The following is an 11,890-nucleotide window of genomic DNA, read 5'->3' as shown; positions in this document are numbered from 1 at the left end:
GTGTAGATAAAACAGGTTTACCAGAAGGTACAAGAGTTACATGGAAAACAAATCCAGATGTAAGTACACCAGGAAGTCATCCAACAGTAGCGTTAGTAACGTACCCAGATGGAACAGTAGACGAAGTCACAGTACCAATTACGGTAAAAGAACAAAAAGATACATACACTCCAACTGCGAAACAGCCAGGACAAACCGCAAAACACGGAAGTGAACCAAGCGCAGAAGGAAGTATCAACACAGAAGGCTTACCTAAAGGAACAACGTACACATGGGTAGAAAAACCAGATACAAATACAACACCAGGAAACAAACCAGGAAAAGTATTAATCACATACCCAGACAACAGTACAGAAGAAGTGACAGTAACGGTAGAAGTAACGCCACAAAAAGATGATTACGATCCACAACCAAAAGCACAAACGGTAGACAATGGAACAGTACCAAATGCAGAAGACAGTGTAGACAAAACAGGCTTACCAAGCGGAACAACCATCGCATGGAAAGAAACACCAGTAGTGAACACACCAGGAAGTCATCCAACAGTAGCGTTAGTAACATATCCAGATGGAACAGTAGATGAAGTCACAGTACCAATCACGGTAAAAGAACAAAAAGATACATACACTCCAACTGCGAAACAGCCAGGACAAACCGCAAAACACGGAAGTGAACCAAGCGCAGAAGGAAGTATCAATACGGACAACCTACCTAAAGGAACAACGTACACATGGGTAGAAAAACCAGATACAAATACAACACCAGGAAACAAACCAGGAAAAGTATTAATCACATACCCAGACAACAGTACAGAAGAAGTGACAGTAACGGTAGAAGTAACACCACAAAAAGACGATTACGATCCACAACCAAAAGCACAAACTATTACAAATGGAGATATTCCGAATGCGAAAGATAGTATAGGAAATGTGAAGGAGTTACCGGATGGAACAAAAATAGAATGGAAAGATCGAGTAGTACCAAGTACTAATATTCCAGAAAATGTAACTGCAAAAATAACTATAACATATCCAGATGGAACGGAAGATGAAGTTGAGGTAACAATAATAGTTAATAAACAAACTGCAAAAGGAGATCCAGAGGTACAACCAGCCTTACCAGAATTTACTGGAGGAGTGAAAGGAGATCCAGAGGTACAACCAGTCTTACCAGAATTTGCTGGAGGAGTGAAAGGAGACCCAGAGGTACAACCAGCCTTACCAGAATTTGCTGGAGGAGTGAAAGGAGACCCAGAAGTACAACCAGCGTTACCAGAATATATTGGAGGAGTGAATGGAGAGCCAGAAGTACAACCAAGCTTACCAGAATTTGCTGGAGGAGTGAAAGGAGACCCAGAAGTACAATCAGCGTTACCAGAATATACTGGAGGAGTAAACGGGGAGCCAGAAGTACAACCAGCGTTACCAGAGTATACTGGAGGAGCAAATGATGAGTCAGAAATTCGCTCTAGCTTCCGAGATAAAACTTCTAATGTTGCGACTAAACGTTTAGCTAATACAGGGCAATCACAAAATAATAGTGAGTTAGCAGGATTAGGATTAGCGATTGTAGGTCTATTTGCAGCAATAAAACGCCGTAAAAATGAGGAAGAGTAATTTTAAATCTTATTAAAAAATTAAGATTTCTAAATTTATAATAGAAAAAGAATCCCTTGGAGATGATTATTTCCAAGGGATTTTATATATAGAAAAAGGTCCGACATTGTCAGACCTTAAATTTTTAATTTATTATTTTTTTAATAAATCGCGGATTTCTTTAAGAAGTTCTTCTTTAGCATCAAGCGTTGGAGTTTCAGCTTCAGCATCTGCTTCAGCTTTAGTAACTTTGTCTTTAGCTGTGTTGATGGCTTTAATGAAAATGAAGATTGCGATTGCTGTAATTAAGAAATCGATAGTGATTTGAATGAAGTTACCGTATTTGATACCTTCCCAAGCTAAGTTTGTGAAATCAGGTTTAGCTGGGAATACAAGAGCGATAAGTGGCATCATAATGTCAGTTACTAATGAACTAACGATTTTACCAAAAGCAGCCCCCATGATAACCCCGATAGCTAGGTCTAATACGTTTCCTTTAAATGCGAATTTTTTAAATTCGTTTAACATAAAAAATAATCTCCTTTCAAAATTTCATACTTGAGTATAATATATCAAAATTGATATAAAATCAAGTATAAAGATTATAATTTTTTAAAATAACTCAAGAAAACGTATTCTAACCGTAATTGTCACATTATTTAGATATATTTTTTATAAATTGTTTATATTTTTTTTAAAATAATATATGTATTCGTAAGTAAAATATACTGTATTTGTAATTAGTATATAATTTGCCGAATAAACAAGATAACTAACCGAATATACATTATCTATAGATTTTTAAATATTTATTATATAAAATATAATTATGAAAGGAGCTAAAGAGATGAAAGTTGAATTAAATATAGATAAGAAATTTGGAGAAACAATAGTTACTATATCAACAAATAAAGTGAATGATGAGATTCAAAATTTAGTGAATTATATAGAAAATAAGGAAGATTACTTTATAGGAGTTTTAGATGGAAAAGTACGTTTATTAAATACGGAGGATATTATAAGGGTATATGTTGAAGATAGAAAAGTATATGTAGTTACAGTTGAAGGTAGATTTATTGTTAGAAAAAAATTATATGAAGTACAGAATACATTAACTAAGGATTTTATAAAAATATCTCAAAGTGAAATAGCTAATGTTAAATATATTCATAGCTTAGATTTAGGATGGAGAGGAACAATAGTAATAAAGTATAAAAATTCGGATATAAGTTATGTATCACGTAGGATGTTAAAAGAATTTAAGATGAAATTAGGATTATAGGAGGTATTAAAATGAAATTATTTCAAAAAATTGCAATATTTATGTTGTTAGGGATAGGAGCAGGGAATGTTATTAATCTGATATTTGGTATTTTGTGTGGTCAGTTTTATCCTGGTATGCCATTGTATATCCAGAGTTTTGATAATCTAAATATGGCAGTATTAATTCAAACCTTAGTATATGCTATTTTAGGCTTATTACAAGGATTAGCTGGTAAAGTATTTCAAAGTAAGTTAAATGATAATATAGTAATAGTATTTGTATCACATTATTTTCTTATTATGTTACCACTTGTGTTAGCGGGCTATTATTTGAAATGGTTTAGTAGTCTTACTACTTTAATTTTAATGCTGATTACAGCTACTGTGGTTTATATTTTAATAGGAATAGTTCGATATTTTAGTATTAGAAATAGTATAAGTGAGATAAATATAAAATTAAGAGATAATAGATAAGATTTCGCTAGTAACAAAGGAGGAGCAACACAAATTAATGATTTTGTGTTGCTCCTATGAATTTTTAGATTAATTATATAATATTTTTTAAGCATATTTTTCACCAAAAAATGTTGTTAATTTTTTGATGAATTAAATTATTATTTTATTACAATTAAAATATTATTTTTTTTCTTCAACTTTATCCTTCTTTAAAAATTTGTTAAGTAAATTAGAAGCTTTAGCTTTATTTTCTTCAACTTTTTCAGAAAGATTTTCGATTTTTTCATCAGTACTTTTCTTGAATCCAGTAACATTAGATTTCATATTATCTACTGAAGATTGTAATCCATTGATAGATGTTGCTAATCCTTCTGCTGAATTAAATAGCGGATCTAATTTTTCAGATTTTACTTGTAAGTCTTCAGCTAGGATGTTTGTGTTTTGCAATAAAATATTAGTTTCTGCCATGATTGGCTCTAAGTTTCCTTCTACTTTTTTAACTGTTTCATTTAAGTCTTTAGCAAGATTCAATGCATCTTCTGCAATGTTTGTCATATCTTCTACACACTCAGTAGCAACAGTAATAGATCTTCTAACAGTCCCAAGTGTAATAGCTGCACTTATACACAGAATTAAAACACCTACACCTGCTAAAAAGATTCCAGCATATGCTAAAATTAACCAGTTTATATCTAACATAAAATTTTCCTCCTTGGATTGGTATAATCAATTGTATTTTAAGTTTTTTCTAAATATAACTGATTATTTTGATTTTTGTTCTATAAATTTTTGACAAAGTTTATTGATATTTCCTGCTCCCATGAATAGGAATACACTATTATCAAAGTTTAGTTTATCGAAATCTTCTTCACTATTGATAATTTGAGCCCCTTTAGTAACCTTTTGAAGATCTTCTATACCTACTATTTTTTCTTTTTCACGAACAGAAGCGAAGATTGGGCAAAGAAATACTTTATCTGCTGTTTCTAAGCTTTCAGCAAATTCGTTTAAGAATTTAGCTGTACGCGTATATGTATGAGGTTGAAAAATCGCGATAACTTCTTTATCTGCATATTTTCTACGTGCGCTATTCATCGTAGCTTTAATTTCACTAGGATGATGAGCATAATCATCTACAACTACACTATTTCCTATTTTATGTTCACTAAATCTTCTTTCCGCAGGTTTATACTGACTAAGAGATTCTTGAATTTTTTCTATACTAATTCCATTTATATCAGCTAAAGCAATAGCGGATGTTGCATTAGAAATATCGTGTAATCCAAATACTGCCATAGTAAATGTTCCTAATAATTCAGAATTTTTATAGACGTCGAATTTACTGTGTTCTGATGTAGTTTGAACATTTTTTATTTGGTAATCATTTCCTTCATTGAAACCATATCTAATTGTTTTTGCAGTAGTTGGTTTAAGCTGAGAAGCTAAGCGATCATCTCCACAAATCACTACAGTATCTTTTACTTGATTCACAAAGCTTTGGAATGCATCAAACATATCGTGTTCATCATTGAAATAATCAGGATGATCAAAGTCGATATTAGTAACGATAGCATAATTTGGGTGATACGCCAGGAAATGTCTGTAGTATTCGCAAGCTTCAGCTATCATATACTCTGAATTTTTTTCACCGTGACCAGTTCCATCTCCAATTAAGTATGATGTAACATGATTGTGTTTGAAAATATTACTTGTCATTGTAGTTGTAGTAGTTTTCCCGTGTGCACCTGTTATTGCAATTGAAGGAATATCAGAAAGAAGTTTACCAAGGAATTGAGAGTAAGTGTAAGTAGTTAAACCTAATTCTTTAGCTCTTCTGTATTCAATATGTGTTTCATCGAAGGCATTCCCTAAAATTACTTCATAACCTTCTTTAATATTTTCTTCTCCATAGTAGTACATTGGGATGTTTCTTTGTTCTAATTTTTCTTGTGTAAAAAAGTATGTTTCCTCATCTGAACCTTGCACTTCATTCCCCATATCATAAGCGATTTGTGCAAGAGAACTCATTCCGGAACCTTTTATACCTATAAAATGATATTTACTCATTATACTATCTCCTAAGTTTTCATTAATAAAATAAAAAAAATTCTTTAATATTTTTTTCATAAGCAATTCAATTTTACACTAAAACTGATAAAAATTCAATAAATAGGAGTTTTTTTATAGTAGGCTATTTTCAAATATTAATTCCCAAAGTAAATTCCAGTTCAAACAAAAAACTGGAATTTAACTTGAAACTAATTTTTAATTAAGTATAATTCCTCTTTTTTATTTTGATTCCTTTAAAAAACTCCCAAAGTAAAGCTTCCTTGTTTTATACCGGAACTTACCTTGGGAATATTTTTATTGTTATTTTCCTTTTTTCCCAAGGTAAATTCCACTTTAATTTCTTATTGGAATTTACTTTGGGAATTTACCAAAATCTTGTTTTTTCAAAATCGTAATTTTTTAGTTACTGCCTTTAAAGTTTTTTATACACTAATTGATTATTTAAAAAGTTTACGTCTGACTACAAGTCCGATAAGACAGATTAAGCTTAATCCTAATGCAGCAGTGCTAGAAGAATTCATACCTGTGCTTGCTAATTTTTCAGATTTAGCTTTTGCAGGTTTAGCTTCTTCAGTTTTTTCAGAGAGTTGAGTAACAGCAGGTGTTTGACCAAAATCTATATTTTGAGTAGCTGAAGCTCCACCAACTGATCCAAGGTTTTGATTAGGATCTACTATTTCACCAGCAGTTCCGCCTTGCTCACTACCAGGAGCAGTTCCCTCTAAGTGGGGTTGAGGTTCTGGGGTAACAGGACCTGTATATTCTGGTACTTCATTTACTGCAGAAAGATTTTGAGTTAGTAAATCGAATGCTTTTTCTAAGTCTGCTAATCTGTCTTTTAATCCATTGATATAATAATCTTCAGCACCGTTTTCTTCACCATCTTTTATTTGATTTTTTATGTTAACAAGTTCATCTAATATTTTCTTGATTTCAGGTTGTTTAGCTTTGAATGTAGGAAGTTCGTTAACAGCAGCCTCAACAGCGTTAACGCCACCTTTGAATTCTGGAACTTCTGGTTGTACAAGTGGATCTCCGTTAGATTTTTCAGGTTTTGTTGGTTTTGGAGTTTCTCCTTCTGGTTTATCAGGAACAGTTGGAGGTGTTGTATCGTTTACTCCACCAGTGAATTCAGGAACTTCATTAACAGGGGCATCTTGACCATTAGAAGCAGCAGGTCCGTTGAATTCAGGAACTTCATTAACAGGAGCATCTTGACCATTAGAAGCAGCAGGTCCGTTGAATTCAGGAACTTCATTAACAGGGGCATCTTGACCATTAGAAGTAGCAGGTCCGTTGAATTCAGGAACTTCATTAACAGGAGCATCTTGGCCATTAGAAGCGATAGGTCCGTTGAATTCAGGAACTTCATTAACAGGAGCATCTTGGCCATTAGAAGCGACAGGCCCGTTGAATTCAGGAACTTCATTAACAGGAGCATCTTGGCCATTAGAAGCGACAGGCCCGTTGAATTCAGGAACATTATTACTTGAATTATTATTAGGTTTATTATCTGAAGTAGGTTTATTTTCAGGTTTGTCATTTCCTAGGACAGTATCTTTATCATTTTTATGTTTAGTATACTCTTCTAATGCTTTATCTATGTCAGATTTTCCTTCTAAAATTTTATCTATAGATTTTTCTTCATCATACACTTCTTGAGCTTTTTCAGTAGCTTCTTTTAGTTTAGCGTATGCTTCTTTATTAATTCCTTCTTTATCTTTATCATCGTTAACTAGGATTTTAGCTGTTTCTAAAGGTAAAAGAAGGTTTGCTCTTTCAGTAGCAAGTTTTTTAGCAACTTCATCATCAGTGCTTTCAATAGGTTTGTTAGCCTCATTATTACTTGGAGTGTCAACTTTGTCGTTAGGTTTGTTAACTTCACTATTAGCTGGAGTATCGACTTTGTCGTTAGGTTTGTTAACTTCGCTATTAGCTGGAGTGTCGACTTTGTCGTTAGGTTTGTTGGCACCGCTGTTAGCTGGAGTGTCGACTTTGTCGTTAGGTTTGTTGGTATCGCTGTTAGCTGGAGTGTCGACTTTATCGTTAGGTTTGTTAGTTTCGCTATTAGCTGGAGTATCAACTTTGTCGTTAGGTTTGTTAGTTTCGCTATTAGCTGGAGTGTCAACTTTGTCGTTAGGTTTGTTGGCATCACTATTAGCTGGAGTATCGACTTTATCGTTAGGTTTGTTAACTTCGCTGTTAGTTGGAGTGTCAACTTTGTTGTTAGGTTTGTTAGTCTCATTATTATTAGATGCATCAGTGTTGTCAATTGGTTTGTTAACTTCAAGAGCAGTAGCTTCTTTTAATCCGTTGACTGCATCTTCGATTTCTTTTAATAAACTAGAACGAGTGTCTTCTAGATTTCTTGTTTCTTTAGCTTTGTTTATGAATTCAGTTGCTTTAGTAATAGCTATAGTTAAATTATTTTTAGACTCATCTGAATAGTTACTTGAAGCTAGTTTGTCTTTAGCTGATTTAACAGCTGTGTCTAGTTTTGAAGTATCATATCTAAGAAGGTTATAGTATGTTTGAACATCATTAAATAATTTCAAGATTTCATTAGATTTAGGGTTGTTGTGTACTAAGTCTTCTAGTTTATCTATTTTTCCTTGAAGATAGCTATCTACAGCGTTGATGCTTTCTTCACTGTAGTTTTTACTGTCTTTATCAGAATTAAAGTTAGCTACAGCTTCAGCGTTTGAAGTTCTTAGTTGAATAAGTAAATCATATTGATTTTTTAAATCTGATAGTTCAGTAAATGCAGTAGAAATTTCTTCTGTGCTTGCAAGGTTATTTTTTAAGACATTTTGTGCAGTGTTGATTTTGTTACCGAAGTTTTTAATTACTGCCATATCTTGGCTTACATTTGCATTTTTAAATACATTATTCCAACTATCATAGTATTTACTTGTTGTAGCTTCGAATAGTGCGTTTAGTTGTTTTTTATCTGCAGTGATAACAGCATTTTCTTTAGGATATTTTATAGATAATACAGCTATATTTTCATGTTTGTCAGTGCCGAATAATGTACTGCTTGCAAAAGTGTTAAGTTTTATTGTAGATGGTTTTCCTTCGATCGGTATTCTAATTTTTGAAGGATATTTATAAGAATTAGTTACATTATTGTAAGTAACATCGGCAGTATCTTCTTTTAGAACTTGAACATCTTTTTCAGTATTGCCATCAAAATATGTAAGTTTACTCATAACTGCAACATTAGTTGTTCCATTATTCATAGGAATAAGATCTAATTCTAAGTAATTTTTTCCGTTTTCAGTCACTAGATACACGTTTTTAATTATTCCATTAGCCATAGAAGGGCTAGTTAAATCTTGTTTTAATAATGATCCATCTAATTGAATTTTATTTTTAGAATCTGTAGAAGGAGATTCCGATGGATTACTTGGTTTATTTTGAGTTGAATCAGCAGAATTATTAAATGCATTTACAGCATTGTTAAGTTTATTTAATTCAGCTAGTAATGCTTCTTCGGAAGAAGAATCATTATTTAATAATTCTTTAGCTTTTGATAGTTCGTTAGTTAAAGTAACAAAGGCTGCTGGTTCTTTTTTACCTTGTTTGATCAATTCAACTTCAGCAATTTTTTTCTTAAGTTGTTCTTTAGCTGAAACTTGTTCTGCTTCAGGGTTTTGAGAACCATTTAAGTCTTCTATAGCAAATTTAAATTGTTCTTTGTAGTAATCTGTCAAATCAGTATTTACTTGATCATCAGTGTCATTTGATTCAGGAGTTAGTTTGGCGTTAGCGACATACGCTTTTGCTTCATCAATTAACTGTCTAAGTTTAAGTTTTGTTTGAGTAATTTTGTTGGAATTGTTGTAAGCTTCTTCAGCTTTTTTAATTTCTTCAGAAAGTTCATCAGTATTGATGCGAAGATAGTCTCCAAGATGTTGAACTTCTCCTGTTAGTTCATCTATTTTTTTGTATACTGTTACAGTTCCTTCTTTGTCGAACTCATTTGAGTAAGTTTCTTTTTTACCTTCTATATCGACTGGCTCTAGAGAGTTAATTTTACTTTCAACCGCATCTAATTTTTCTTTAACTAACGCTTTACTTTCGCTAGTAAAGTGTGAATTGTTCTTCCAATCATTTTCGTACTGATTTTTTGCATTCTGAAGTGATTTATAAAGGTTAGCTAATGAATCTAATTTAGTTGTTTCATCTAATAGTCTATTTATAATACTATCTACTTCATCTTTAGTTAGTGAATCGTTATTTAAGAGTTGTTGAGCCTTAGTAATTAATTGGTTGAATGAAGTTTTGAATTCTGGTTTTAAATCTTTGTAGTTATCTTGTACTGAATTACTTGTATAGTAATTAATTTTATCTCTTAACGAAGCTTTCAGAGGTGATTCTTTTTTAGCTTCCAGTTTTGTAGAGTAATCGATATATAAGTCTGTTGGACTTGTAAAATTATCGATTCCATTTTTTCCTAATGAGAATGAATCTTTAAAATTGAAATTTCCTAGAAGTGCTATTTCAATATTTTTCTTAGTAGCATCAACTGTAAGTTTTAATTTAGTAGGGTAGTCGCGACCACCGATATTTTTTGTCTCTAAAACAACGGCATCGGCATCTGTATTCCCTAGACTATTATATTTGAAGGTATCTGCTAGAGCGAAGTCGATAGCTCCTCCCATTATTTTAGGTTCTAATGTTAATATTACTTCGTTTTTACCATTTCCTAATTCGTGAACTTCTACATTTTTTATAAGTTCTGTCAAATCACGACTGTATCTTGTTTTTATAGGTTTGTCGCTACCTCTTTCTACGAATTTTGCAGTTACATTATATGGCTCTGCTGGTTTAGCAGTGTTCTCAACAGGTGCGGCAGGAACTGGTTCTCCTTTTTTACCGTCTTTTGTAGTAAGATTATTGATAGCTTCAGTTAATTGTTTAACAAGATCTGATGTCTCATTAATTTGAGGATTATAACTGCTTGTTTGGTTAATCCAGTCCTTAGCGTGATTTAAAGCTTGATCAAATTTTTCAAGAGACACAGGTTCGTACTCACTTCTGATTTTTCTGTCAGCGATATCGATTATTCTTTTTAGTTCTGTAGTATTGTATCTTAAGTATGTGAAGTTCGCGTTATCGAAGTCTTTAATTAACTGAACTAGTTCTTTTATGTTTCTTGTATTTTTCAATGCAGGAACACTTTTAATGTAATTTTTGTAGTTTTCGATACTTTCTTTAGTGTATGTTTTTTCGTTATAAAGGTCAAAATATTCTAATAGTTTTGCAACTTTAATATCTAGTACTTCTCTTAATGTTGCAATGTCTTCCATTTCATGAATTGGTGTAGAAATTTCATAAAGTTTATCGTAGTTAGCATTATCAGAACGTTTCAATTCTTGTAGTTTTGTTACAGCTTCGCTAATTTTAGCTCTTTGTGAGAAGTCTGCAGCTGTGTCTGAAGTGTTCTCTTTTGTCAGTAGCCATTCATTAACTTTATTACCACGATCAATCCAATTTTGAATTTTTTCGTTTAATTTTTCTCTATATTTAGGGATAGCTTCATTACTTTTCTTAGCAGCTGAGTAGTTAATATCTAAAGCAAATGGACCTGTTTGTTGTTTAGCTCCGTTTTTATCGATATAAGTCATATTCGAAATAACTAATTGTTCAGCTTTTAATTCACCAGGAACACTGAAGGCTACAATATGTTGATCTTCAGCAGAAGGACCAAGTTTAACGTTTGTATCTAAACCAGAAACTTTATTAACAACAAAGCTTGTAATTTTACTAACTTTATCGGGATTAGCAACAAGATTAATTTCGATATCTTGCCCTTGTTTGTAGATACCTACTAAAGACTCTTTAAATAGATTTTTAATTTCTTCTTTATTATCAACTACTTTTTTATAGAAATCTTGTTGACCATCGCTAGAAACAGTCACCATTGTTGGAGTTTTAAAGTCAGTAGTAGTGTAAAAACCGTCATCTTTTAAATCGTGATTCACATCAAAGTTATAAAGTTGAATATAATATTTTAAAGTATTTATTGCATTTTGTGCAGTTTTTTCTGTATAAGAATTAGCGTCTAGTTTTGCTTTTGCAGCAGCAGCTTCGCTCCACATATTATACCAAGGGGTAGTGTCAATAACATCATCCGGTACTTGATGATTTTCAAATGTTACGTGGTAATATGGAAAGTTTGAAGTTTTGTGGAAAAAGGTAGTTCCTAAGTATCTATTTGTGATAGACTGATCGTTAAAAATTTTATTTATTATTCCGTTTAGTTCAGCCTTAGTTTGTTCGGTAGCAGCTTTATCCCCAAAATCAGCTTTTGCTATATTGCTATTTGTTGGCCAAGCTTGAGCTGTGATAGAAGATATAGTAAGTGCCAATGCAACACTCATACTTGATTTTAATAATTTATTTGTTTTCATGGAATGTCTCCTTTTGTATATTAATGTAATAATTTATTTTAATATTAATTTTTCAAGGTTAATTAAAGATAAATCAAATTTTTTATCCTA

At 32.1% G+C, this 11,890-nt stretch carries 7 protein-coding genes; 3 read left to right on the top strand and 4 right to left on the bottom strand.

The features are described 5' to 3' along the window. Positions 1–1,616: Rib/alpha-like domain-containing protein (locus ACWOBP_RS05840; RefSeq protein WP_455337894.1), on the top strand; the 1,616-nt coding region annotated here is incomplete at its 5' end. 132 nt (positions 1,617–1,748) lie between these two features. Here ACWOBP_RS05840 and mscL read toward each other — a convergent pair. After that, positions 1,749–2,123, bottom strand: a complete 375-nt coding sequence (gene mscL, locus ACWOBP_RS05835; RefSeq protein ID WP_455337893.1) for a large conductance mechanosensitive channel protein MscL — start codon at positions 2,121–2,123, stop codon at positions 1,749–1,751. 319 nt (positions 2,124–2,442) lie between these two features. Between mscL and ACWOBP_RS05830 the strand changes: the two genes are divergently transcribed. Both ACWOBP_RS05830 and ACWOBP_RS05825 read left to right on the top strand, forming a co-directional pair. Beyond that, complete coding sequence (locus ACWOBP_RS05830; protein WP_455337892.1) at positions 2,443–2,877, top strand: LytTR family DNA-binding domain-containing protein; 435 nt, start codon at positions 2,443–2,445, stop codon at positions 2,875–2,877. Between the two features lie 11 nt (positions 2,878–2,888). Next, positions 2,889–3,332: a DUF3021 family protein gene (locus ACWOBP_RS05825; RefSeq protein ID WP_455337891.1), complete on the top strand. Its 444-nt coding sequence runs from the start codon at positions 2,889–2,891 to the stop codon at positions 3,330–3,332. A gap of 162 nt (positions 3,333–3,494) precedes the next feature. Here the strand turns inward: ACWOBP_RS05825 and ACWOBP_RS05820 are convergent, their stop codons facing one another. The 3 genes from ACWOBP_RS05820 to ACWOBP_RS05810 form a co-directional block, all read right to left on the bottom strand. Continuing rightward, the gene (locus ACWOBP_RS05820) at positions 3,495–4,013 is read right to left on the bottom strand and encodes a DUF948 domain-containing protein (protein ID WP_455337890.1); all 519 of its coding nucleotides are present in this window, start codon (positions 4,011–4,013) and stop codon (positions 3,495–3,497) included. Positions 4,014–4,076: 63 nt separating this feature from the next. Next, positions 4,077–5,381, bottom strand: coding sequence for a UDP-N-acetylmuramate--L-alanine ligase (murC, locus tag ACWOBP_RS05815; RefSeq protein WP_455337889.1), 1,305 nt, complete (start codon positions 5,379–5,381; stop codon positions 4,077–4,079). A 440-nt stretch (positions 5,382–5,821) separates the two neighbouring features. Continuing rightward, positions 5,822–11,800 (bottom strand): SIALI-17 repeat-containing surface protein, encoded by a 5,979-nt coding sequence (locus ACWOBP_RS05810; protein ID WP_455337888.1) that lies wholly within the window; start codon positions 11,798–11,800, stop codon positions 5,822–5,824. Between the last annotated feature and the right edge of the window lie 90 nt (positions 11,801–11,890).

It is taken from the genome of Gemella parahaemolysans (assembly GCF_053758945.1).
Note: the sequence above shows the minus strand (reverse complement) of the source record. Positions and strands in the feature narration are given on the sequence as shown.

What these genes read in the sequence shown, in the direction of transcription:
- mscL (WP_455337893.1), bottom strand. Translation starts at nt 2,123, where the DNA reads ATGTTAAACGAATTTAAAAAATTCGCATTTAAAGGAAACGTATTAGAC.
- ACWOBP_RS05830 (WP_455337892.1), top strand. Translation starts at nt 2,443, where the DNA reads ATGAAAGTTGAATTAAATATAGATAAGAAATTTGGAGAAACAATAGTT.
- ACWOBP_RS05825 (WP_455337891.1), top strand. Translation starts at nt 2,889, where the DNA reads ATGAAATTATTTCAAAAAATTGCAATATTTATGTTGTTAGGGATAGGA.
- ACWOBP_RS05820 (WP_455337890.1), bottom strand. Translation starts at nt 4,013, where the DNA reads ATGTTAGATATAAACTGGTTAATTTTAGCATATGCTGGAATCTTTTTA.
- murC (WP_455337889.1), bottom strand. Translation starts at nt 5,381, where the DNA reads ATGAGTAAATATCATTTTATAGGTATAAAAGGTTCCGGAATGAGTTCT.
- ACWOBP_RS05810 (WP_455337888.1), bottom strand. Translation starts at nt 11,800, where the DNA reads ATGAAAACAAATAAATTATTAAAATCAAGTATGAGTGTTGCATTGGCA.